The organism is Bartonella sp. HY406 (assembly GCF_025449315.1).
Taxonomy (GTDB): Bacteria; Pseudomonadota; Alphaproteobacteria; order Rhizobiales; family Rhizobiaceae; genus HY038.
Genome location: NZ_CP104893.1, coordinates 1,810,170 through 1,833,557 on the forward strand (window position 1 = coordinate 1,810,170; position 23,388 = coordinate 1,833,557).

Sequence of the window (23,388 nt, forward strand, 5' to 3'; positions counted from 1 at the left end):
GATGAAGCAATTCAAAAAATATCTTTGGCCACTTCTAGGCATCATAGTAATGCTCGTTTCATTTCGCATTCTCTATGTCAAACTCAAAGGAATGGAATGGGCACAGGTTTTTGATCGGCTTGGCAGCCTAGATTTACATCATTGGTTGTTGGCTATTTTCTTCGCAATTGCCTCTTATGCTGCACTTGCAGGTTATGATCGCATTGCTCTCAAACATCTTGGCAAAAAGAATATTTCTTGGCTTTTTATAACCATTTGCTCTTTTACCACTTACGCTTTGTCTCATAATATAGGCGCATCAGTTTTTTCAGGCGCAGTTGTGCGTTATCGTGCTTATAGCAAAAAGGGCCTAAGCGGGCCGGAAATTGCCGTTCTTGTCGGCTTTTGTTCCTTTACATTTGCACTTGGTACAATTGTCCTATCAGGCTTGGTGCTAGTTTTGCGCCCAGAGCTCATTCAATTGTTTCATGTCGATATACCAAACTGGGTTGCGCTAACCATCGGCTTTGTTTTGCTTGGCCTTGTTGGGCTTTATATTCTAGGCAGCATCTTGCAATTTAAGCCATTAAAAATTGGCAAAAAATTTCAATTGACCTATCCACGTTTTAACATTGTTGTACAACAACTTATTATTGGCCCACTTGAATTATTAGGTGCAGCGGGCATTATATATGCTGTATTGCCTGATGCAGGCAACCCAGGTTTTATCACTGTGCTTGGTGTATTTCTTGCCTCATTCTCGGTTACCTTATTATCAACTGCGCCAGCTGGTGGCTTAGGTGTACTTGAAACAATATTTATCGCAGGCATGCCCAATATGGTCGACTCTGATGTCATTGCCGCCCTCATCGTCTTTCGCTTACTCTACCTTATCATACCGTTATTTTTATCGCTTATTTTTATTGCTGTTTTTGAGTTTAGCCAGTTGGGTAAGAAGCTTAATAATGGTAATGAAAATGCCGCAAAAGATGTAAGCCCACCTAGTTAAAATTCTTTAACCTGTTTTAAGTGCAGCGCAAGAAGATCGCGTGAGTACAACCATAAATTTGATAAAAGACCAGTTTTTACACAATTTAAAGTGTTGCTATAAATATATAACAACACCTATAAAAAGCCGAAGAAATCTACCCTAATAATAAAACTTTAGGCCTCCTTTTAACATGCTATATCCGAGATCAATGGGACTTTTTCACGCGCTCTATCTCAATGCCGACAGATTCTGGTTCAAGCTCCAATTTTTCAACCCTTACAATAACCCGTTGCACACGCGGATAGCTAAGAATAAAAGCAGCAATACGTTCTGCTAAGGTCTCAACCAAATCCACATGGCCTAAAAGAACCAAGCGCTTAATGCCGTCAATGATAAGGTCATAGGAAAAAATATGACGCATGTCTTCTGGATTAACCGATAAGCGTAAAACATCTGCCTTAACTGAAAACCTAACTTTTTGCAGCCGGTTACGCTCATGATTATAGGCACCTATGGCCATAGGCAATACGAAATTATTCACTAAAATACGGTCTGTTCCCAATGCATCACTACAGACAACATCTTCTTTTTCGCGTGGAATAAGCGAACGTATAAGGTCACTTTGCTGTTTGTCCAACCCAGTATTTGTCTTAAATTGTGCTTCATCAAAGCAAAAAATATCGGGTACAAAAGGTAGAAGTCTTGGAATATCTGGTGCCTCTATGCCACCAGTTAAACAGCCTTTCAAACCATTTTTATGGGCTTGCTCAATGAAAATGCCCATATCGACAATTGAAAACTGTCCACTTAGTTTATTTTGATGATGACTTGGGGCGAGCATTACCCCATAGACTCCACAAGAAGCCAAACGCGGTAGTAGAGCTAGCAAATCTGGCAATCTTTCAAAATCATCGATTTGTATGATAAGCTGCTTTTTTCGCGCTAACTTCTCGATGTGATCGAAAGTTTCATCCAAGGAAAAAAAAGATATCTCTAGCTTTATAAAGTCATAAGTATTCAAAACTTTTTCTTGTGCAGCAGTATCTTTTATAAAATCGTTTATAAACTCATCTATAGTCATGGATAGTAAAAACGCCGGGCTAGTCTGCCCGTGAGATGTCCAAACAGATGCCCAATGAGCTATTTGCGATTGCTTATGCATATTATAAGAAAAACTAGCAATATCACATGCAAGGTCGATGACATTGCTATTACAGTCGGAATCGAAATTAACAAGCATCTTGGTCATGCAGTTTCCTCAAATTTTGATGGTTCACTTTTAAAATAATTTTAAATAATTGGAAAGTGCTTTTAAAAACAATGCTAGCATGACAGCTAATTAATCTAAACAACTACTTCAATTTGCATCGTCATTTTTGATATTACGGCTAATGCGCCAAGCATAGGGCATGCCACATAACATTAATATAATTAAAAATACAAATAATGCTTGCGCAGCAATTATTGTGCCACCTACGCCGCCGGGATTGGTAAGGCCAGCAAAATTGACAATGGTCCCGCTAATTGCTGCGCTTAATGCGGTTGAAAAAAGCTGCACAGATGTAAGCGAAGCACTTGCAAGATCAGCATCCTCGTCCTTAGCACTTTGCAAAACTCTGGTCAAAAGATGGGGCCAGATTGTACCCGCGCCAACCCCGATGATAAATAAAGCGAAAGACACCACGATTAAATGAACTGTTGATGTTTCCATTGTTGGCACGAGCCAACACAGGGCTAGCATACCGATGATACATAAAAATGGCGTTGATTTAATAAGTATTGGCAAATGCTGTGCCCTTACCGTTGCACTAGGCAATGTCCCTGCCGTCCAACCTATACTCATTAATGCCGCCATATAACCGGCAGGCAATGGACTTAGACCATGTAAAACCTGTAAAAATAAAGGGAGATATAATTCTGCACCATTAACTGCAATAGAAAGTGCTAGCATCAAAACATAAATGGCGAACAACTGAGAAGAGGGTGAAAAAGCCCCATCAGGCAACAAGCGATATTTGGCACGCCTATCAACAATTGCCAAAACAAAAAATGCCGCAAGACCTAAAATAAGGCCGCCAATTTTCGCTAAATTGCTTTCCATGGCGCTGCCAGCAGAAATAACAAGAACAAGACCAGTTAACAAGGACAGCTGTAAAATGGGAATAGAATTGCCACGATGGTTTTGCGAGCGTTGCGGCAAAACCGCATAAGCTAAAAACGTAAAAAGAAAAGCTAAAATACTGACCAACCAAAATGCCCAACGCCAACTTTCATACTCTGCAAAAATACCACCAATCGCAGGCCCCAATAAAGTAGACACGCCCCAAACACCCGATATTAAACCCATTGCCAACGGCCATAAGGGGCGCTCAAAAACAATGCGCACCATACTATAGGTCAAAGATAGCAATATACCACCGCCAAAACCTTGAATAACACGGAAACAAAGAAAAATTGGCATGGTAGGTGAAAAACCACAGCCTAATGTACCAATCGCAAAAATCAGGGCAGCAATAATATAAGCCGTTCTTGGTCCAATTAGTGCTAATAATTTTGAAACAAGTGCCGCCCCAATTAAAGATGCAGTTACAAAAAGCGTGGCAGCCCATGAATAATAACGCTCTCCACCAATATCTTGAACAAGAGAAGGTAAAATCGTTACAACAATATAGACATTTATCGCATGAAGCGCCACACCACCAACTAATGTGATTGAGCGAATACCGTTCTTTCCGCCTAAAAGCTGCCCCCAACTTGGTTGCGCCTGTGCCATTGTTTTCACCTATTAAAATGCAGAAGCAATTTTTAATTTTATGTTGAATAATGGTTATTGGTGTATCCCACTTTAAGATCAAGCAACACCAGAACTGCACAACACTTGAAGTATTTTGCAGCGTTATGATTAATAACCATTATTATGACATTTAGATAAGTTTACTTTTTTGTTAAAATCACGATTAATTTATAAAATCAAATCTTGCAGCCAATTAAACAACAAAAGACTTATACATATAGCAATGGCTTTTTCCTTTATTTAAATATTAAGGAAAAAGCCATTGCTATATGTAGAATTGTCACTCAAAAATTAGTCTATTGGGTGCGGGCGCGATCAAGCAAACGCTTACATTCAATAAGTTCAAATAAAGCTTCTTGCAAAAGAGTTGAGCTATCCTTAGATAATTTGGGCTTACGTGCCCCTAAAGCTTCATCATCTTTAACAAGCCCAAAGAACTTACGCCCGCTTTTATTGTCAGGAATGATATCATCAGGAAATAAATCTTCAGATTGCTCCTGCTGTTTCTTTCTGGCAATTTCCTCAGCTGCATCAATATTGCCCTGACCAATAGCAGAAACAAAGGCTACACCGTTTTCTTTTAAAAGCTTTTGTACACCTTTAATCGTATAACCTTCATCATAAAGAAGCCGCTTAATACCAGTAATAAGATCAACATCATTAGGACGGTAAAAACGCCGCCCCCCTGCCCTCTTCATTGGCTTCACTTGAGGAAAGCGTGTTTCCCAAAATCGCAAAACATGCTGCGGAATTCCAAGCATATCGGCAACTTCGCTAATAGTACGAAATGCTTCAGGACTTTTTTCCATAACATAGTCTCCTCGATGAAAAAGTCATCATTATTTGGGGCATGCGCAATATACGAACCACTAATAAAATTGTTTTATCAATGACTGATTTGCTGTTAAAAATCAACAAAGCAGAAATTAGTCATTTTTGATTACGAAAATAAACAATTTTAATATTTCAATTTGGTGAGAAATAAACAGCATTTAAAACGAAAATGATCGGACAAGCCGATCATTTTATCACTATAAATATCAAAAATGCTTCATAGCACAATGACAGCATAGTTATCAAAACATATTTAGCAACAAAACTTATTTGCCAACTGAATGACCATCAATAACGCGCTTTTTTAGCACATTAGATGCCTTAAAGGTCATAACCCGGCGCGGACAAATTGGCACTTCCTCACCAGTTTTAGGATTACGGCCAATACGTTCATTTTTATCACGCACTTGAAATGTTGCAAAAGAAGACAATTTCACTGTCTCACCTTTAACAATCGCGTTACAGACTTCATCAATGATCATTTCAACCAAAGCTGCAGACTCTGTCCGTGATAATCCGACTTCCCTGCAGACAGCATCAGCTAAATCTGCACGTGTTACGGTTTTACCTGCCATAACTCGCAATCCTTCAAATTTTAATTACTTACTTAATTTGTTTATACTTTTTCTATTCAAACGGTCAAGGCTCTTTTGCAAGCAAACGCTGAATAAATGCATTTTTACCAGCGTAATAAGATCGCACCCCAAGTAAAGCCGCCGCCCATAGCTTCAAGTAATACAAGATCACCTTTTTTTATACGTCCGTCTTTAACGGCAGCTTCAAGCGCCAGTGGAACCGAAGCTGCGGATGTATTGCCATGCTCATTGACGGTAACAACCACTTTACTATCGGGAATATTCATCTTTTTAGCAGATGCATCAATAATTCTTTTATTTGCCTGATGGGGAACAAACCAATCAAGATCGTCGACATTAACCTTCGCAATAGCAAAGCAATCTTCGATCACATCGGTAATCATACCTACAGCATGTTTGAAGACTTCACGCCCCTGCATGCGTAAATGACCTGTTGTTTGCGTTGTCGATGGCCCACCATCAACAAAGAGCTTCTCCATATGCGAGCCGTCAGAACGCAATTTTGCAGCTAAAATACCACGATCATTTGTCGTGCCTTTTTCCTCTATCGCCTCAACAATAACTGCGCCAGCCCCATCACCAAACAGAACACATGTTGTACGGTCCTGCCAATCAAGAATACGAGAAAAGGTTTCAGCGCCGATAACCAAAACACGCTTAGCCATTTGGCTGCGCACATAATTATCGGCTGTTGTAAGTGCAAAAACAAAGCCAGAGCAAACCGCCTGAATATCAAATGCAAAACCATGCTTCATACCAAGCGCATGTTGAATTTCAGTCGCCGACGAAGGAAAAGTATGATTAGGTGTTGCCGTTGCCAAAATGATAAGATCAATATCATCAATGGTTAAATTGGCATTTGCTAGGGCAGCTTGCGCCGCTTTTACACCTAAAGAAACCGTCGTTTCATCGGGATCGGCAATATATCTTTGCTCAATACCAGTACGTTGGACAATCCAAGCATCTGAGGTTTCAACAATATTTTCAAGCTCAGAGTTTTTCACAACCCGGCGCGGCAAAGCAGCACCAATACCGCAAATCACAGATCGTATCATTCTATAAACCTCAATTACCCGCTTTTCGCGGTTTTATAATATCTTTATTCAAAACAATCATTCGCCGTTTTCCTCGTCCGACAATGATAGTTTGCTCTTATGCTCGCGAAAATATGCAAGATCAACTGCAATTTTTTCAAGAAGCTCATTTCGTACCATTTCGTGCCCAACACGTAAAGCAGAAGCAAAGCCTTCTGCGTCGGTTCCGCCATGACTTTTTATAACAACACCATTAAGACCAAGCAAAACACCGCCATTAACGCGGCTTGGATCTAGCTTTTCACGCAAGGTTTTAAAAGCGCTTTTTGAAAAAAGATAGCCAATTTTCGTCCAGATTGAGCGTTGCATAGCCTGTTTTAAAATTTCAGCAATTTGCCTTGCGGTTCCCTCAGCAGCCTTTAAAGCGATATTGCCGGTAAATCCTTCGGTAACAACAACGTCGACAGTGCCTTTACCTATATCGTTTCCTTCAACAAACCCCTTATATTCAAGCCCTTCAAGCTCAACTTGCTTTAAAATTTGCCCCGCTTTTTTGATTTCATCAAGGCCTTTAACCTCCTCAACTCCAACATTCAACAGACCAACGGTTGGACGTTTTATTCCATAAAGAGCACGGCACATGCCCGCGCCCATAACTGCAAGATCAATCAACTGATTCGCATCAGCGCCAATCGTTGCGCCAATGTCCAACACAATGCCTTCACCGCGTAGATTTGGCCAAATGCCAGCAATGCCAGGGCGCTCAGCTTCTGCGAGCATTCGTAAAGAAAAATAAGACATAGCCATTAACGCGCCAGTATTGCCCGCTGAGACACAAGCATCTGCCTCACCCTTTTTAACGGCTTCAACAGCGAACCACATCGACGATTTATTTCGCCCATTGCGTAAGGCTTGACTTGGCTTTTCATCCATACCTGTTGCAGTTTCGGTTGCAACAAAGGTTGAAACAGCTTTTAGCTGTGGATATTTAGCCAGTACTGGCTCTACCTGATCAGCCAAACCATAAAAAATTAATTCCATATCGGGATAGTGTTTGATCGCGATCGCGGCACCGGCTATTGTCACTTCTGGGCCGATATCGCCCCCCATCGCATCGACAGCAATTTTGATCACAAGTATTGTCCCTGATTCATAGATAAAGATATCTGTAATAAATTTTAAGATATTTAAGCCAATTTAAAGCGGCAAAATAACGTTTTTCTTGCCACAAACAACAATTATTTTAATTTTTTTTTCGATTATTTCTGCTTTAAACCACTTAAAACTGCGAAAGGCGAAGGCTTCTTTTCATTGCCAACATCTGCTTTTGCAAATTCCACCCCTTCAAACTCTACTCCTGAGGCACGAGGATAAGAATCAATTGCCAATTCAAAAAACTCCTCAACAATAGCCCCAACATCAATTTCAGTTCCTTTAAAACTATCGGGTACGTCTGGCCCATCAGGATCTAAAAACAATTCATGGGCATTATTTTGGACAATTTCCGATAAACGACTACCTTCTGGAACCAATATTAATTCGATATCTTCTTCAATAACGCTATCAACAGGCTGAGCACTAATTATACATTCTTGAATTATTTTTGCATGTAATTTGCCGCTAAGCTTTACACCTTGCCGTTTCCAAGGGTTGATATGTATTGTCGCCTCAAAAAACGTGACGTCAAGCAGATTATGATTTTTAGCAAGTGCCTGCCGTTCCTTTTCATCCGTTTTTAAAGTTAAATCAACTCCCTTGGGGGGCAATGAGCGGATATTGACAGGAAATGCCAAAGCAAATGCCATAAGAGTGTTCGCATTGTTTGACATAATAAATCCTTTCAATTGTTCAATAGGCTACACCTTGCAGCTAAAAAAATTATAGCGTTTTTCAACCTAAATCCAAGATATAAAATTAATTCCAGTAAAAACTTAAGCACATAAAATCAACAGCCATACATTTTTTTAAATAGATCTATAATAAATGGGGGATAATTATGCAAATTAAATAAAAAAATTGCATTTTTGTCGTATTTTCTACAAATTCGCCTTGCTGATGCCAAGATCTCGTTATTAACGTCAAGACGATTATTTATTTTGAAATGGTCAAAATTATCAAAGATTTTGTGGTTTTTGTCTGGATTGGTAAGACTTTTGCGCATATCTATGGTTGCAAATGTATTAAAGCTAGTTTACCTCATAGACAGCTTTATATAACCAAACGGGGCCAGCCCTAAACCATGCCATAAAAGGAGATGTCCTTGTCGCGCATAAATTTTGCCCGAAAGCGTTTTAAAAACGGAATAACCATTGCATTGCTTGCTGGTGTTGCCTTTGCAACAACTGCGTGCAATACAACTGATCTTCTAAAAACAAGTCAAACCTATGTTGAAGGTTATGTAGTTGATCAAGAGGCTCTTGATTCCATTCCGGTTGGATCAAGCCGTGATCAAGTATTGCTCGCTCTTGGAACTCCTTCAACAACAGCAATATTTGACAATGAGGTATTTTATTATATTTCGCAAACGCGTTATCGCGGTGCGCAATTCATGAAAGCCAAAATTATCGATCGCAAAATTTTGGCTATCTATTTTGATGGACAAGGTATCGTCAAGAAAATTGCAAATTATGGCTTACAAGACGGTCGTTTGTTTGATTTTGCTTCTAACACCACACCAACAGGTGGTCGTGATCAATCATTCCTCAACCAGCTAATTACTGGTACATCAGCAGCACCTGCTGGCATTCCAACAACAGGTCGTTAAGTAAAGATATTAAATGCATGCGCTTGATTAATTTTCAAAGCGCATGCACAGTTATAAATTAAGGTATTTTGTTGCAACACAGCAATTGCATAATTTAATGCTTCATATTTTTAGTTATACGAATTAAAACCATCAGCAAATCTAAATGCTAAAGCGTTTTCTTCATCATACAGCTATAATTTAAAAGCTAAATATTTTGAAACAGTAAAAAGCCTAAAATACTTGCTATTACAGCTACAAACAAGCTTCGCGTTGCAAAACCAGCAATAAATGATGCAAGTGTTGCAAGCAATGCCACTGACATCCCAAAAGAAGTAACTTCCTGCTTACCAATTACCTCAACCGTTATGATAGCAGTTAGAATAGCCGTTGGCACAAATGATAGCCAATTGCGTATAATGACGGGAAAAGGGCGATGAGCCAAAACCATAATTGGAAAAACACGAATAATAAACGTAACCAATGCTGATGCTGCAATAGCAGCCAAAATATTAGCGGTCATTATTTTTTCCTTTTGTCTTCTTTGGCCGCCACATTAAAACAATGGTTGCAATAGTTGCGGCAATGATCGTTGCTATAAGAGTGGAAAGGTTTTCCAATATCTTGTCTGTAGAAAACAGATCATGAGTTAAAACAATTACTGCAACAGCAATAACCATGACAATAATATCAAGAATACGAGTTCTGCTGGCAAACCAACCAAGCAATAACAGGCCAACGAACATGCCAACAAGACTAAAAGACAAACTATCACGCAACCAAAGCGGCAAAAGTGAAGCAAAAAAGCTTCCTACTAAGTTGGCAAAAATCCAGCTTAACCACGCGGTTACATTTAGACCAAGAAGCCAATAAAACGGTAATTGATTGTTGTTTTTCAATGCATATTGCGATGCAACGCCAAAAGTTTCATCGGTAATCAACGCTCCAGCCACCAATTTTTCCCACCAAGAAGACTTTGAAAAGAATTGTGACATGTAGGTGTTAATCAGCAAATAGCGTAAATTTATAAACCCAATAGCCAATGCAATAGCAATCACCCCTGCCCCAGCTGCGGCAAATTGATACAACAAAAATTGCGCAGATCCTGCATAAATAAATACACTCATCATAACAATTTCAAAAGTTGAAAAGCCAGTTACATTTCCAACCGCCCCACAGGCAAAGCCAATAGCCCAATAACCAAGCAATGTTGGAATACAGGCTAAAAACCCAGCATATAGGTGCTTAATTTTGGTTATTTCACATTTGTTTTGCATCTTAAATCTTATTTTTAATTAGCATATTTAAAAGCTATAATTGCACCTTATAAATTGCCAAAATAATTGATTAAACATTTTTTGATCTCTATCAATTCACAAAAAATACATTAAAGTTTATGTAAATCTTTAGGCCCTGTGGCTTCAACACCTTCTAATCAATTTAAGCTCGTTTAGATAGCCTAAATACCTTGGAAGCATTCTTATATGTGCAAAAAAGCTTCACAGCATGAAAAAACTCATTTATAGATCAAAAAAACATTAAAAAGGAGAACTGCCAATGACTGGCTCCAAAGCCGTCACTACCGATCTTGACGCACGAAGACGCAAAATAATTTTTCGCGCTTGGCATCGTGGGATTCGTGAAATGGATCTTATCCTTGGTCAATATGTTGATGCCCATATAGCACAAATGACAGATCTTGGCCTTGATGAACTTGAACATATTATGTCATTTGAAGATCGCGATCTTCTGACATGGGCAACAGGAGAAATTCCTGTACCTGCAGATGTTGATTCTCCTTTATTTCGAGACATATTAGATTATCGCACTAGGATGGATTTTCCAGCCTAAATGCTTATATACCCATACAAATCATATGCATTTACTATTTGGTAGATGCTAAAACCATTTACCAAACAGATATTGAGAATTAAAATCGCCTGCCTAACCATTATAAGTGATGACTATTTAACGCGTAATATCTGCTTTAAAGTTTAAGTCGTTAAATCTTTATTTTAGACTTTTCTATTGATTAAAATTCACGATTGCAAAACTGACACGAATAATTGCTACTTTGCAATTAATTTCCTTTACCTATCTAAATGATTGAGACATGGCTGTATTTTCAAAATTTTTACTTTCGCAAATCTCTGCCCCTCATGTCATCATTGACAATGTGCTAGAAGGTTATCAACCTTTTGCACTTTCAAAATTGGTGGAGGAATCTGGCGGTCCTATTTTGTTTATTGGCCGCGATGGTCAAAAGCTTGATGATATTGAAAGCGCAATCAAATTCATCAATCCAGATTTGCCAATTTTGCAATTTCCAGCTTGGGACTGCCTTCCCTATGATCGTGTTTCACCAAGTCAGGTTATTTCAGCGCGTCGCCTCGCAGCTCTTGGTGCCATGGCAGCATTACGGGAAAAGCCGCATCAAGCACTTATTTTAACCACTGCCAATGCGGTATTACAAAGACTTCCCCCACGTAAAGCCTTGCAAGATGAACTTATTCATGCGCGGCCTGGTCAAAGCTTTGCTATGGATAAATTGCTTGAACATCTTAGCAAAAATGGTTTTGAGCGGGTTACGACTGTACGCGATATTGGCGAATATGCCGTACGCGGTGGTATTGTGGATCTTTTTGCGCCAGGCGACAGCGAGCCGGTTCGACTTGATTTTTTTGGCGATACGCTTGAAACTATTCGCGCCTTTGATCCTGCAAGCCAGCGCACAACTACCACGCGCAAAAGCTTTTCCTTGCAACCAATGAGCGAGATCACGCTTTCAAAAGAGCGGATAAGCCATTTTAGAAAAGCTTATATCCAGCGTTTTGGCGCCCCGCAACCGGGTGACGCGCTTTATGAAGCAATTTCTGAAGGCCGTCGTTTTGCTGGTATGGAACATTGGTTGCCATTATTCTTTGACGAGATGGACACGATTTTTGATCATTGTGGCGCAATGCCAGTTATCTTTGATCATTTGGCTGCAGAGGCGATGGATGAGCGCCATGCGCTCATTTGCGAATATTACGAATCGCGCCGTGAAGGCGAACTTATCAAAGGCACGGCGCAGGCAACTCCTTATCATCCGCTAGTACCTGATTTACTGTACCTTTCTCCAGTAAAGCTATTTGCCGCACAAAAACAAAGTGGTCAACGCATTGACTTTACGCCATTTTCAATGCCTGACGTTGGAACTGCCCGTCTTATCCACGCTAAAACAAGCAGCGTGCGTGACTTCGCGCCTGAACGCAATGATGATAATATCAATCTTTTCAGCGCAGTTGTTGACTATCTTGCAATGTTACGGGCAGAGGGTAAAAAAATATTACTTGCTGGTTGGAGCGAAGGATCGCTTGATCGGCTTTGTCAGATATTAGATGAGCATGGCTTGAAAAAGGTCGAAAAAGCCTCATCGCTTGCAATTGTTAAAGCAACACCGCGTGATCGCATTACTGCCGGTATTGTAACCATTGAGCATGGTTTTGTTGCTGAAGACTTAATCGTCATTGCCGAACAAGATATTCTTGGCGACCGACTTATCCGCCAAGCCAAAAGACGCAAGAAAAATGCCAATTTCATTAGCGAATCAACCTCGCTTAATAGTGGCGATATTGTTGTGCATGTCGATCATGGTATTGGACGGTTTATTGGCCTTAAAACTATTACTGCGGCAGGCGCCCCTCATGACTGCCTTGAACTTCACTATGCTGGCGATGATCGACTATTTTTGCCGGTTGAAAACATTGAGTTGCTATCACGCTTTGGTGGTGAGGCAAGCGAAGCGATGCTTGATAAATTGGGCGGTGTTGCCTGGCAAGCGCGCAAAGCCAAGCTCAAAAAACGCCTGCTTGAAATGGCTGGTCAACTCATTAAAATTGCAGCTGAACGGCAAATGCGCCATGCCCCTGCACTTATTCCACCCGCAGGGCTTTATGACGAATTTATTGCCCGCTTTCCTTATGATGAAACCGAAGACCAGCAAAATGCTATTGATGCAGTGGTTGATGATTTGGGCCTTGGACGCCCGATGGATCGCCTTATTTGCGGTGATGTAGGCTTTGGTAAAACTGAAGTTGCTATTCGTGCGGCCTTTGTTGCCGCTCTTAATGGTTATCAAGTGGCGGTCGTTGTACCCACCACGCTTCTTTCACGCCAACATTATAAGACCTTCGTCCAACGTTTCCAAGGCTTGCCGATTAATATTGGTCACGCATCGCGCCTTGTCACATCAAAAGAACTAACCGCAACTAAAAAAGGAATTGCTGAAGGCACGGTTGATATTGTTGTTGGTACTCATGCCTTGCTTGGCAAAACCATAGATTTTGCGAATTTAGGCATGCTTATCATCGATGAAGAACAGCATTTTGGTGTTAAGCATAAGGAGCGGTTAAAAGAGCTAAAAAGTGATATTCATGTTTTAACTCTTTCTGCAACACCTATTCCGCGCACATTACAACTTGCTTTAACTGGCGTTCGTGAATTATCACTTATTGCAACGCCACCAGTTGATCGTATGGCCGTGCGCACCTTTATCTCGCCTTTTGATCCTTTGATTTTGCGAGAAACCTTATTGCGCGAGCATTATCGCGGAGGACAAAGTTTTTATGTTTGCCCCAGAATCTCAGACCTTGATGAAGTGAAAGAATTTTTAAGCAGCCATGTACCTGAACTAAAGGTTGCAACCGCTCATGGTCAAATGGCACCAGGCCAGCTTGACGATATTATGAATGCCTTTTATGATGGGCAATATGATGTATTGCTTTCAACGTCCATTGTTGAATCAGGACTTGATATTCCAACTGCCAATACACTTATTGTCCACCGGGCTGACATGTTTGGCCTTGCAGCGCTTTATCAATTACGTGGCCGTGTTGGTCGCTCGAAACAACGGGCTTATGCCTTGTTTACTTTGCCTGCTTCACGCATCCTCACTCCACAAGCAGAACGGCGCTTAAAAGTATTACAATCGCTTGATACCCTTGGCGCAGGTTTCCAACTCGCGAGCCACGACATGGATATTCGTGGTGCAGGCAATCTTCTTGGTGATGAGCAATCAGGTCATATTAAAGAAGTTGGCTTTGAACTTTATCAACAAATGTTGGAAGAAGCTGTTGCTGAAATGAAGGGCACAGGCGAAGTTGAAGACAACCAATGGTCACCACAAATTGCTATTGGTACGGCAGTAATGATTCCTGAAAATTATGTACCGGATTTGCAACTACGCCTTGGGCTCTATCGCCGTCTATCAGACTTTGAAAACGCGCAAGAAATTGATGCATTTGGCGCGGAACTTATCGATCGCTTTGGCGCAATGCCGCTAGAAGTGCAACATCTATTAAAGATAGTTTACATTAAAGCCCTTTGTCGTAAGGCTAATGTTGAAAAAGTTGATGCAGGCCCTAAAGGCGTGGTTATCCAATTTCGCAATGGCACATTTGCTAATGGTGTGGGCTTGGTTAAATATATTGCTGAGCAGGGTTCCATGGCGAAAATCCGCCCAGATCAAAGCATTGTCTTTATTAGAGATTGGCAAAGTGCTGAAAAGCGGCTTAATGGCACTGCGCTCGTCATGACACAACTTTCTAAACTTGCTGAAAGTGTATAATCAAAATGCGCTGGCTTAAATCAATTAGCCAACGCATTATTTTGTATTATAGATCAAATAGATAAGCTATTCTTAGCTTTTTGATATTTTAGGCTCAATAAAAAACAATGTCGCCACAATACACATAATATTGGTGATGATAAGATAATAAGCAGGTGATAGCGGATTTTCACTATATTGAAGTATAAAAGTGAAAATCGGCTGCGCTGTTCCGCCAAAAATAGTAATTCCAAAAGCGTAGGTCATCGAAAAACCACTTGCCCTTATATATTGCGGAAAACTCTCGCAAAGCAGTACCACCAACCCAGCACCGCTTATATTTTGCAAGGCGGTAAAGACAATAATCACCGCATAGAATACAAACACATTGCTATAAAGGTTTGCAACATAAAGCCCCGGAAGCAGCAAAAACAACAAAATAAGGCGCGGAATAATAATGGTTTTTTTGCGCCCAAAGCGGTCGGCGCATAGACCGCCAATCAAACCAAAACATACCATAGCAATACCCATTATAAGAGTAGAAATCATGGCATAGTCGGCAGTTAATTTAAGCTCAGTTAAAGCATAAGTGGTCATGTAATTTAAGAAATACTGGGTGATTGTTGCACCAGATAAGACAAGCATGCCTAAAATTATCATCCGCCGATATTTTACCCACGCATTAATAACAATTTCATGCGATGACATTGCGGCTAAAGATTTTGGAGGATGATAGGTTTCTTTTAAATGACGCCGCATGAATAGACCAAGCGGCAAAATCATCAAACCAACAGCAAAGGGAATACGCCACCCCCAACTCGCCAACTGTTCAGGACTTAAATATTTGGCAAGGAAAAAACCAAATAAACCAGCGGTAATTGCTGCGCAGCCTTGCGCCACAATTTGCCAACTTGTAAAAAACGCCCGTTTATTAGCTGGTGCGGCCTCCATCATAAAAGTAATTGAAGGTCCAGCCTCACCACCCCAAGCAAGCCCTTGAAGCAAACGGATAATAATCAATAAGATAGGGGCTAAAATGCCAAGTGTTGCAAAGCTAGGTAATACAACCATGCCACCAGTACCAATAGCCATAAGCACCATGGTCAGCAGCATAGCAGCTTTACGGCCGGCTTTATCTGCATATTGACCGATAAAAATAGCTCCTAAGGGGCGCGCAACAAAACCAACAGAAAAAGTCATAACCGAGCCAAGCAAACTAGTTAATTCATTTGCGGAAGGAAAAAAAGCTTTGGCGATGATAACCGCAAATGCTGCGTATAAAGTAAAATCAAAAAACTCGATAGCATTGCCAAGCACAACCGCTGCAACATCTCGCTTTGGAATAGAATGTTGTTGATCTTTTTGTTGGTGCATAACAACTCCATCTTTTGATCATCTAGTTTGAATGCTATTTCATGGAAAAACTAAAATTATTCACTATAGCAACTTGATAAGGGTAGAAGGTGCTATTCCAATAAAAAAGATAAAGTCAAGCATTCAAAAAAAATCCCATTCGTGGTTTCCATGAATGGGATTTTATTATTAAAAAAAATTTTTAAATATTAATTCTTGCTTGCTTGCAATCTTTCAAGGGCTTTCGTCATGCCTTTAAGTGAAAACTGCACATCAGCAGCTTGACCATTCATGACCATAAAGCGCGCCTTACCTTCATTACCCTTTTTAAAGGTGGCAAGGGTTTTTTCATCCAAGAGCACCTGCGCCCAGCAACCTTGTTGATTACAATAACGGAAAGGCAATTGCATAACATTTTGCTTTTCAACTGTGAAAAGAATGCCTTCAAGTAAGAATACGTTGAGAGGGACAACGGTCGTCAACATCAGCACTGGCTTATCACCTGGCTTTTCACCATTTACCTGAGCAATAGCCATGATCAAAACATTGGCCGTACGGTCGCCTTGTTTTGCTTGGCGAATTTGTAAAACTTCACAATTTTTGGTAAATTTATCACTAACCTTAACATCAGTACAACGATAGACCCAATCACCAAACGTTTCAGTTTGAACATTTGCCGGAGCACCGCCATTATCTCCTGCTGCTGGCTGATTGCGAACGAGGCCTTGATTTGCATCTTGTGCAATCGCAGGCACAGCAAACATGGCAACACAAATTGCACTAATAGCGCTGAGGACATTAAACTTCATTTACTTGCTCCAATTAGATGACTGGCTACTATTGTCTAGTTTGGACAATATCATCAATAAAACCAGCCAAATATTTTTAAACTTATATATTCTAGCATAGCCAACAGGTTTTTAAACATTCGCTATAAGCCATTTTCATGTATTATACATAAATTAATAGAACTTAAAATAATAGAGCAAACATCATCAAACATTGTTGCATCACTTAAAACTTACCTGACAAATAATTATGCTTATAAAATGACAAACCATAATTTTTTGGTTTTTAAACACAATGCTATCAATTCAACAAACATAAGCACATCATTGCGGTTTTAAAAAATTTTGCTTTATGTTTGATATCGCCTTTTAAAGCAAATTGCGATACAATTTCTTGTTAATCTTGCGTTTAAACCCAACAAAATTCAATTTTACTAATATTTTTAACAATGATCTACCATACATGAAGTTAATTAAGGTAAAAGGATAATATTTCAAGGATTTTGTCATAAGCAATAAGCATTTTCCCAAAAATATAAAGAGCCATGGGAAATTGCTTTTTCTCAAAGATACCCATGAAGATAACTCAACCTAAAAGATTCTTGAATTAAACATTAGATCAACATACAAAACGCTTAAAAACCTAAAAAATTGGCTGTAGATAAATGAGCAAACGATCACTATCTAGTTGATTGCGTACACAGCCATACATCGCGCCTTATTCACCAGCGCTTCCAAAAAATAGTTTAATTCCAAAATTAATGCATATTTTGTCATTAATATGTTTTAACAATAAAACCACTTTAAAACCGCTAACACAAGAATCAATATCTATGAGCGAAGCAAATCCAAACAAAGCAGACAATCGCGAATTTCCAGCGGTTGATATTTATGATGAAGACGGCGTTATTTCAGGACAGTTTCTGGAAGCGGTTGAAAATGCAGTTTTAGAAAATAATGCGCTTTTTTTGGATGAAAATGTCGCCTCACTTCATCCCTCTGAACTTGGTCACCTTATTGACGCGTTAGAGCCGGAGCAACGCCCTGAGCTTATCATGCAACTTGGTGAGAGTTTCGACTTTACAGCCCTTACCGAAGTTGATGAGGCTGTGCGCCTTGAAATTATGGACGCGCTACCAACGCAGCAAATTGTCGAAGGTGTGCAAGATATTGATTCCGATGATGCGGTTTATCTGCTTGAAGATCTTGATGATGACGACCGACAAGAAATCCTTGCTAAACTTCCCTTTACCGAACAAGTTCGCCTTCGTCGTTCGCTCGATTTTCCGGAGGAAAGCGCTGGCCGACGCATGCAAACAGAATTTGTTGCCGTGCCACCATTCTGGACCATTGGTCAAGTTATTGATTATATGCGGGAGGAGCAAAATTTACCGGATCATTTTTCGCAAATATTTGTCATTGATGCGACATTTAGGCTTATGGGTAGCCTTGATCTTGACCGTTTATTACGCACTCAAAGACCGGTACGTGTTGATGAGGTAATGCATGAAGCACGCCATGTCATTCCCGCGACGATGGATCAGGAAGAAGCTGCGCAAATTTTTGGCCAATATGACTTGCTATCCGCTGCAGTAGTTGACGAAAATGAGCGATTACTTGGCGTTTTAACCATTGATGACGTGGTTGATGTTATTCAGCAAGAAGCTGAAGAAGATTTGATGCGCATGGGCGGTGTTGGCGATGAAGAACTCTCGGATAGTGTTTTATCAACCGCTAAATCACGTGCCCCTTGGTTATCGGTAAATTTATTCACAGCTCTCGCCTCAGCCTCTATTATCGGGATTTTTGACGGCACTATTGAACATATGGTGGCGCTAGCTATTTTAATGCCGATTGTTGCGTCCATGGGCGGTAATGCCGCCACACAAACCATGACGGTAACAGTGCGCGCCATTGCGACAAAAGACATTGATATATATAATGCCGCCCGTGTTATTCGTCGTGAGTTGACCATTGGCCTGTTAAATGGTGTACTTTTTGCCATATTAATTGGCACTGCAGCAGGCTTATTTTTTTGGTCGCCTGACCTTGGTTGCATCATTGCATCTGCTATGGTGATTAATATGCTCGCTGCGGCATTGGGTGGAATTCTAATTCCGCTATTACTAAACCGCTTTGGCGCAGATCCTGCTATTGCCTCATCGGTATTTGTCACCATGATTACCGACGTTGTAGGTTTTTTTTCGTTCCTCGGACTTGCAACTTGGTGGTTTGGTCTTTGGTAAAGCCGCAAGCCCAATAAAGCAACAAAGACTCTTACGGGGTTAGAATGATATGATACGCGAATTTTACACCATAAAAGACCTTACCAAGGAATTTAACATTACCCCAAGAACACTGCGTTATTATGAGGATGAAGGCCTTATCCAACCAATAAGACAAGGCCGCATGCGCCTTTATTCTCAATTAGATCATAATAGAATTACTGCAATTTTGCGTGCGAGACGACTTAATTTTTCGTTAGACGAAATTCAACAATTATTACACATAAACGATCATGCCTCGCAAGATGGTCAAACTTTGCGTCATATTCTTGACCACATCAATACGCAGCGCCAAAAGCTTAAACAAATGCGCCAAGATATAAATGATCAATTAGATGATCTTGAGCGCCTTGAAGATCGCTCATTTGAACGTTTGGCCGAACTTGGCGTAATGCGGTAATGAGCTTAATTTAGTCTTTTTAAAATACGCAGTTAATTTGCATTCTGCGCAGGGGTTTCCAATACATCATCGCCAACAAGACAAGTTGTACGAATATGATCAACACGATCATCAGTTAGATCTATAAGCCCATGTAAAAAATCGGCTAAAAGACCTTGTTTGTCCAACTCATCAAAAGCACAGGCGCAAAATTTCGCGCTTTCATCATCCCCTAATCCTGCAAATTTACGACATTCATTTTCTGCCGTAATTTTTATTTCAGCAATTGTTGGCTCACGTGGCGGAATTATACTAGAATATACAAAAAATCCCGCCATTAAAATTGGCTGATGAATAAGATAGATAAGAAGCGTATGGCGACCAAACCATTGTAACATTCGGTTTAAAAAATTTGGTTTGATACCAGCCTGCAAAAGCGACAAAACATTTAACTTATGCATTAACTGCGCAAGGGTTAAGCCTAGCAGACCTGCGGAAAACCATGGGAAGAATGGTACATAGTCAAAAGTTGATGGTGGCGCCGGATTTAATCCTAGCCATAAAAATATATTTCCATAAACAGGGGGTAAAAAATTTGGTGCATAAAACACGGCTGCAGCAACAATGACATTAATTAGCCAAGGCATACGCAAAAACAACAAGCCAACAAAACTAGTTAAGGCGATTTCATGTAGAATACCAAAATAAATGAAATTATCAGGCAGAATATAAAAGGTCGCTAAGCTGACCAAACCGGCTGCAAAAATGATAGCAATAAATCGCCGCGTAAATGCATGCCATTTTATTCCATTGCTATGCGCAAGATAAAGGCTAAAGCCACTTAAAAACAAAAAGCTACTGGCGACAATATGGGCCAAATCCGTCAGCCAACCATTAGCTATTGTATCAGCCGAAATATAGCGAAAATAAGCAAGATCCCAGCTAAAATGGAATACCACCATGCCAATTAACGCAATAGCACGCAATATATCAAGCTTTTGCAACCGCAATCGCTTTTGTGGGGTATCATGGACCGCGCTTGTCTTTATCATAAAATCTACAACCCCACGAATTTCAATATGCAGTAATATTGCAGCTATAAACTAAATAAATAGAATATTTCAAGTTCAGCATGATCAATAATTTTTCACCCAACCGTCAATAACATTATTTGATAGCTGCGCCAATCATGGCAGATTTTGCGAATATATTTATTTTATCACCAAGAAGCATAATTATCACCTATTATTGAAGAGAAAAGCAGCGCAAAAAACAAACTAAAATTTTGCAGCTATATTTATCACCATTTAGATTAAAGCCTGTTTCATAAAGTCAAAAGCTATTGCTTTTATTAAGCATTTTTAAAGATACATCCTTAAGGCGAAAAATAACTTTAAAAAAATTTTAATGAAATCTAGGCTTAGATCATCATGTTTTTCAAAGCCTCCGCGATTATCTCATGAACAAATCACGATATGGGCTTGTCTTTTTCCTGTCATCACACCACATTATCCTATAAGAATCGGAAAAATTATTGCTTGCAATGACCACTCATAAATGGTCGACTGCTAGCCAGTAAATGAATAATTCCGTTTTTGAGTTATAAAATCATTTAAGGAGATAGATGAGATGGCTTTTGAATTACCCGAGCTTCCATATGCCTATGATGCATTAGGGCCATATATGTCACGTGAGACTTTAGAATATCACCACGACAAGCATCATCTTGCTTATGTCACAGCAGGTAACAACCTTATCAAGGATTCTGGCCTTGAAGGTAAAAGCCTTGAAGAAGTGGTTAAAGGTAGCTATGGCAAAAACCAACCATTATTCAATAATGCCGGCCAGCATTATAACCACACATTGTTCTGGCAATGGATGAAAAAAAATGGCGGCGGCAATAAATTGCCAGAAAAGCTAGCAAAAGCAATTGAAAGCGATTTAGGCGGTTTTGATAAATTCCGCGCCGATTTTATTGCCGCAGGCGTCGGTCAATTCGGCTCTGGTTGGGCTTGGGTTGCTGTTAAAGATGGCAAGCTTGAAATCATGAAAACACCAAATGGTGAAAACCCACTCGTGCATGGTGCAACACCAATTCTTGGTGTCGATGTTTGGGAACATTCCTATTATATCGATTACCGCAATGCTCGTCCTAAATATCTTGAAGCATTTATCGACAATCTTATCAATTGGGATTTCGTGCTTGAGCTTTACGAAAAAGCATAAGTTTACTCGTTAAGCTGAATAGATTTATAAATGAAAAATCCAGATTATTGTTACAATAATCTGGATTTTTTGATATTATATTATCAATGCAACTTATATAAATTTTATAAAACTACGAATTACACATTTTATTGGTATCAATATCAGCTTTTCAAATGAAATTAAAATATTTCTGCCGCTTCCATAATTAAATTAGCAATTTCATCTGCCTTAGATATAAGTGATGCATGGCTAGCATCCAGCTCAATAATCTTTTTAGCATTTAATCTATTTGCCATATTTTTTTGATTAACAGGCGAGATCATGCGATCATGACTTGAAATCTGATACCATGATGGCTTTTTCTTCCAAACAGGTTTCTCTATCATATCATTAAAGCTATTTGCTAAAGGTGCCTTTTGTGCGTGAGCCATAGCAATTGTTTCAGACTTTTTTAAATCCTGACAAAAACTGTAATTGTATTCCTCAACTTTTAACCACAAATAGCCATCATTATCCCCTTCAATAGCTGAAATCGCTTCAGGTGGATTTTGCGCGGTTATACTACCAACGCTCTCACCTTTATCGGGTGCAAAAGCTGCAATATATACCAACCCGACAACCTTTTTATTATTACCAACTTCAGTAATAGCTGCGCCACCATAAGAGTGTCCAACCAACAAAACGGGTCCCTCAACTTGATTGATCATTTTATTCGCTCGTTCAACATCATCGGCTAACGAAGTTAATGGTATTTCGACTGCTTTTACTTCAAAATTTTTATCGACGAGCAAAGGGATTACATGTTGCCAATGAAGAGAATTTCCCCAAAACCCATGTACGAGGATAATTGTTGGCTTAACCATAAACTTAGGGGCTGGCATAGATAGCTAAAAAAAGCTATTGGTGTCAAATGGATAAGTCACGTCGCAAAAGTCGTCTTTTGCAAGTAAAACAAGAAGAACTCATTAAGTATTTCGTAGCAGGTTCAACGGCTCGTTCTGCTGCCGTTTTAGCAGGAGTACACAGGAACACAGCTACGCTTTATTTCCACAAGCTGCGAGAGGAAATAGCCACCCGCCTTGAACAAGAAACGCCCGAACTCATGTGCGGTGAAATTGAACTTGATGAGAGTTATTTTGGTGGGGTGCGTAAAGGCAAAAGAGGGAGAGGAGCTGGTGGGAAAACACCCGTATTCGGATTGTTAAAACGTAATGGAAAAGTTCATGCTTTCCCTATACCAAATGCCCGTACTGAAACACTTTTACCGATTATTCGGCAATCAATTAAGCCAGATTCAATTGTTTATACAGACAACTTTTCTGCTTATGATGTTCTCGATGTATCTGAGTTTCACCATGAGCGGATCAACCATTCAAAAACCTTTGTGGATGAGCACAATCATATCAATGGAATCGAGAACTTCTGGAGCCAAGCCAAGCGGCATATGCGTCGCTTTAATGGCATCCCAAAAGAGCACTTTCACCTCTATTTAAAAGAGTGTGAGTGGCGTTTTAACTATCGACCAACACAGAACTTGATTAAAGTATTGTCAAGTTGGATGAAATAATTATACTTAAACCTTATCTATGCCAGCCCCTAAACTTAAACTTTCATCTCATTCGTTATATATTGCCATGATTATTTACCCTTTGCCAGCCCATCGCGCTACATAAACAATCCTATAATAGATAACATAAATATTGGTATATTTTATACATTTTGCACTAAATGTCATAATCAATAATTCAGCACTAGCGGTAACCCGACGCAATAATTACGCAATAATAATTACGCGTAAAAAATTACTAAGACGGCAG

21 protein-coding genes are annotated in these 23,388 nt (G+C 39.8%); 8 read left to right on the forward strand and 13 right to left on the reverse strand.

Features of this window, described 5'->3' with window-relative positions:
- Position 1: 1 nt before the first annotated feature.
- Positions 2 to 988, forward strand: coding sequence for a lysylphosphatidylglycerol synthase transmembrane domain-containing protein (locus N6B01_RS07635; protein WP_410007204.1), 987 nt, complete (start codon positions 2 to 4; stop codon positions 986 to 988).
- 187 nt (positions 989 to 1,175) lie between these two features.
- Here the strand turns inward: N6B01_RS07635 and N6B01_RS07640 are convergent, their stop codons facing one another.
- From N6B01_RS07640 to N6B01_RS07670, 7 genes are all read right to left on the reverse strand, one after another.
- Positions 1,176 to 2,219, reverse strand: coding sequence for a dihydroneopterin aldolase (locus N6B01_RS07640; protein WP_262078162.1), 1,044 nt, complete (start codon positions 2,217 to 2,219; stop codon positions 1,176 to 1,178).
- 108 nt (positions 2,220 to 2,327) lie between these two features.
- Positions 2,328 to 3,743 (reverse strand): MFS transporter, encoded by a 1,416-nt coding sequence (locus tag N6B01_RS07645; protein ID WP_262078163.1) that lies wholly within the window; start codon positions 3,741 to 3,743, stop codon positions 2,328 to 2,330.
- A 317-nt stretch (positions 3,744 to 4,060) separates the two neighbouring features.
- A complete protein-coding gene (locus tag N6B01_RS07650; protein WP_182417182.1) occupies positions 4,061 to 4,573 on the reverse strand; it encodes a MerR family transcriptional regulator in 513 nt (170 codons plus the stop codon).
- 291 nt (positions 4,574 to 4,864) lie between these two features.
- Positions 4,865 to 5,173: an integration host factor subunit alpha gene (locus tag N6B01_RS07655; protein WP_182417183.1), complete on the reverse strand. Its 309-nt coding sequence runs from the start codon at positions 5,171 to 5,173 to the stop codon at positions 4,865 to 4,867.
- A 104-nt stretch (positions 5,174 to 5,277) separates the two neighbouring features.
- A complete protein-coding gene (locus N6B01_RS07660; RefSeq protein ID WP_182417184.1) occupies positions 5,278 to 6,249 on the reverse strand; it encodes a beta-ketoacyl-ACP synthase III in 972 nt (323 codons plus the stop codon).
- Positions 6,250 to 6,306: 57 nt separating this feature from the next.
- Positions 6,307 to 7,362 carry a phosphate acyltransferase PlsX gene (gene plsX, locus N6B01_RS07665; RefSeq protein WP_182417185.1) on the reverse strand — a complete coding sequence of 352 codons (1,056 nt, stop codon included), beginning with the start codon at positions 7,360 to 7,362 and terminating at the stop codon, positions 6,307 to 6,309.
- Positions 7,363 to 7,487: 125 nt separating this feature from the next.
- Positions 7,488 to 8,057: a YceD family protein gene (locus N6B01_RS07670; protein WP_262078164.1), complete on the reverse strand. Its 570-nt coding sequence runs from the start codon at positions 8,055 to 8,057 to the stop codon at positions 7,488 to 7,490.
- A 425-nt stretch (positions 8,058 to 8,482) separates the two neighbouring features.
- On the opposite strand from N6B01_RS07670, the gene N6B01_RS07675 reads away from it, so the two are divergent.
- Entirely contained in the window at positions 8,483 to 8,992 is a 510-nt protein-coding gene (locus N6B01_RS07675; RefSeq protein ID WP_182417187.1) for an outer membrane protein assembly factor BamE, read from the forward strand.
- A gap of 187 nt (positions 8,993 to 9,179) precedes the next feature.
- Here N6B01_RS07675 and N6B01_RS07680 read toward each other — a convergent pair whose 3' ends face one another.
- Together N6B01_RS07680 and N6B01_RS07685 are read right to left on the reverse strand one after the other, a co-directional pair.
- Positions 9,180 to 9,494 carry a branched-chain amino acid transport AzlD family protein gene (locus N6B01_RS07680; RefSeq protein ID WP_262078165.1) on the reverse strand — a complete coding sequence of 105 codons (315 nt, stop codon included), beginning with the start codon at positions 9,492 to 9,494 and terminating at the stop codon, positions 9,180 to 9,182.
- Positions 9,484 to 10,248, reverse strand: coding sequence for an AzlC family ABC transporter permease (locus tag N6B01_RS07685; RefSeq protein ID WP_262078166.1), 765 nt, complete (start codon positions 10,246 to 10,248; stop codon positions 9,484 to 9,486). Before N6B01_RS07685 ends, N6B01_RS07680 begins: the two co-directional genes overlap by 11 nt.
- Before the next feature lie 280 nt (positions 10,249 to 10,528).
- Between N6B01_RS07685 and N6B01_RS07690 the strand changes: the two genes are divergently transcribed.
- Positions 10,529 to 10,822 carry an FAD assembly factor SdhE gene (locus tag N6B01_RS07690; RefSeq protein WP_182417190.1) on the forward strand — a complete coding sequence of 98 codons (294 nt, stop codon included), beginning with the start codon at positions 10,529 to 10,531 and terminating at the stop codon, positions 10,820 to 10,822.
- 262 nt (positions 10,823 to 11,084) lie between these two features.
- The gene (gene mfd / locus N6B01_RS07695; RefSeq protein WP_262078167.1) at positions 11,085 to 14,579 is read left to right on the forward strand and encodes a transcription-repair coupling factor; all 3,495 of its coding nucleotides are present in this window, start codon (positions 11,085 to 11,087) and stop codon (positions 14,577 to 14,579) included.
- Between the two features lie 72 nt (positions 14,580 to 14,651).
- Here the strand turns inward: mfd and N6B01_RS07700 are convergent, their stop codons facing one another.
- Positions 14,652 to 15,932 carry an MFS transporter gene (locus tag N6B01_RS07700; protein ID WP_262078168.1) on the reverse strand — a complete coding sequence of 427 codons (1,281 nt, stop codon included), beginning with the start codon at positions 15,930 to 15,932 and terminating at the stop codon, positions 14,652 to 14,654.
- A gap of 188 nt (positions 15,933 to 16,120) precedes the next feature.
- A complete protein-coding gene (locus tag N6B01_RS07705; RefSeq protein WP_262078169.1) occupies positions 16,121 to 16,720 on the reverse strand; it encodes an invasion associated locus B family protein in 600 nt (199 codons plus the stop codon).
- An 812-nt stretch (positions 16,721 to 17,532) separates the two neighbouring features.
- Between N6B01_RS07705 and mgtE the strand changes: the two genes are divergently transcribed.
- Entirely contained in the window at positions 17,533 to 18,945 is a 1,413-nt protein-coding gene (mgtE, locus tag N6B01_RS07710) for a magnesium transporter (RefSeq protein WP_262078170.1), read from the forward strand.
- Positions 18,946 to 18,994: 49 nt separating this feature from the next.
- Positions 18,995 to 19,384, forward strand: a complete 390-nt coding sequence (locus N6B01_RS07715) for a MerR family transcriptional regulator (RefSeq protein WP_182417195.1) — start codon at positions 18,995 to 18,997, stop codon at positions 19,382 to 19,384.
- A gap of 32 nt (positions 19,385 to 19,416) precedes the next feature.
- Here N6B01_RS07715 and N6B01_RS07720 read toward each other — a convergent pair whose 3' ends face one another.
- A complete protein-coding gene (locus tag N6B01_RS07720; protein WP_262078171.1) occupies positions 19,417 to 20,415 on the reverse strand; it encodes an acetyltransferase domain-containing protein in 999 nt (332 codons plus the stop codon).
- Between the two features lie 577 nt (positions 20,416 to 20,992).
- On the opposite strand from N6B01_RS07720, the gene N6B01_RS07725 reads away from it, so the two are divergent.
- Positions 20,993 to 21,589 carry a superoxide dismutase gene (locus N6B01_RS07725; RefSeq protein ID WP_262078172.1) on the forward strand — a complete coding sequence of 199 codons (597 nt, stop codon included), beginning with the start codon at positions 20,993 to 20,995 and terminating at the stop codon, positions 21,587 to 21,589.
- Between the two features lie 161 nt (positions 21,590 to 21,750).
- Here the strand turns inward: N6B01_RS07725 and N6B01_RS07730 are convergent, their stop codons facing one another.
- Positions 21,751 to 22,434, reverse strand: a complete 684-nt coding sequence (locus tag N6B01_RS07730) for an alpha/beta hydrolase (RefSeq protein WP_262078173.1) — start codon at positions 22,432 to 22,434, stop codon at positions 21,751 to 21,753.
- 47 nt (positions 22,435 to 22,481) lie between these two features.
- Here N6B01_RS07730 and N6B01_RS07735 point away from each other — a divergent pair, with 47 nt between their 5' ends.
- Complete coding sequence (locus N6B01_RS07735; protein ID WP_262078174.1) at positions 22,482 to 23,138, forward strand: IS1595 family transposase; 657 nt, start codon at positions 22,482 to 22,484, stop codon at positions 23,136 to 23,138.
- The last annotated feature ends 250 nt before the right edge of the window (positions 23,139 to 23,388 follow it).

What these genes read in the sequence shown, in the direction of transcription:
- N6B01_RS07635 (WP_410007204.1), top strand. Translation starts at nt 2, where the DNA reads ATGAAGCAATTCAAAAAATATCTTTGGCCACTTCTAGGCATCATAGTA.
- N6B01_RS07640 (WP_262078162.1), bottom strand. Translation starts at nt 2,219, where the DNA reads ATGACCAAGATGCTTGTTAATTTCGATTCCGACTGTAATAGCAATGTC.
- N6B01_RS07645 (WP_262078163.1), bottom strand. Translation starts at nt 3,743, where the DNA reads ATGGCACAGGCGCAACCAAGTTGGGGGCAGCTTTTAGGCGGAAAGAAC.
- N6B01_RS07650 (WP_182417182.1), bottom strand. Translation starts at nt 4,573, where the DNA reads ATGGAAAAAAGTCCTGAAGCATTTCGTACTATTAGCGAAGTTGCCGAT.
- N6B01_RS07655 (WP_182417183.1), bottom strand. Translation starts at nt 5,173, where the DNA reads ATGGCAGGTAAAACCGTAACACGTGCAGATTTAGCTGATGCTGTCTGC.
- N6B01_RS07660 (WP_182417184.1), bottom strand. Translation starts at nt 6,249, where the DNA reads ATGATACGATCTGTGATTTGCGGTATTGGTGCTGCTTTGCCGCGCCGG.
- N6B01_RS07670 (WP_262078164.1), bottom strand. Translation starts at nt 8,057, where the DNA reads ATGTCAAACAATGCGAACACTCTTATGGCATTTGCTTTGGCATTTCCT.
- N6B01_RS07675 (WP_182417187.1), top strand. Translation starts at nt 8,483, where the DNA reads ATGTCCTTGTCGCGCATAAATTTTGCCCGAAAGCGTTTTAAAAACGGA.
- N6B01_RS07680 (WP_262078165.1), bottom strand. Translation starts at nt 9,494, where the DNA reads ATGACCGCTAATATTTTGGCTGCTATTGCAGCATCAGCATTGGTTACG.
- N6B01_RS07685 (WP_262078166.1), bottom strand. Translation starts at nt 10,248, where the DNA reads ATGCAAAACAAATGTGAAATAACCAAAATTAAGCACCTATATGCTGGG.
- N6B01_RS07690 (WP_182417190.1), top strand. Translation starts at nt 10,529, where the DNA reads ATGACTGGCTCCAAAGCCGTCACTACCGATCTTGACGCACGAAGACGC.
- mfd (WP_262078167.1), top strand. Translation starts at nt 11,085, where the DNA reads ATGGCTGTATTTTCAAAATTTTTACTTTCGCAAATCTCTGCCCCTCAT.
- N6B01_RS07700 (WP_262078168.1), bottom strand. Translation starts at nt 15,932, where the DNA reads ATGCACCAACAAAAAGATCAACAACATTCTATTCCAAAGCGAGATGTT.
- N6B01_RS07705 (WP_262078169.1), bottom strand. Translation starts at nt 16,720, where the DNA reads ATGAAGTTTAATGTCCTCAGCGCTATTAGTGCAATTTGTGTTGCCATG.
- mgtE (WP_262078170.1), top strand. Translation starts at nt 17,533, where the DNA reads ATGAGCGAAGCAAATCCAAACAAAGCAGACAATCGCGAATTTCCAGCG.
- N6B01_RS07715 (WP_182417195.1), top strand. Translation starts at nt 18,995, where the DNA reads ATGATACGCGAATTTTACACCATAAAAGACCTTACCAAGGAATTTAAC.
- N6B01_RS07720 (WP_262078171.1), bottom strand. Translation starts at nt 20,415, where the DNA reads ATGATAAAGACAAGCGCGGTCCATGATACCCCACAAAAGCGATTGCGG.
- N6B01_RS07725 (WP_262078172.1), top strand. Translation starts at nt 20,993, where the DNA reads ATGGCTTTTGAATTACCCGAGCTTCCATATGCCTATGATGCATTAGGG.
- N6B01_RS07730 (WP_262078173.1), bottom strand. Translation starts at nt 22,434, where the DNA reads ATGGTTAAGCCAACAATTATCCTCGTACATGGGTTTTGGGGAAATTCT.
- N6B01_RS07735 (WP_262078174.1), top strand. Translation starts at nt 22,482, where the DNA reads ATGGATAAGTCACGTCGCAAAAGTCGTCTTTTGCAAGTAAAACAAGAA.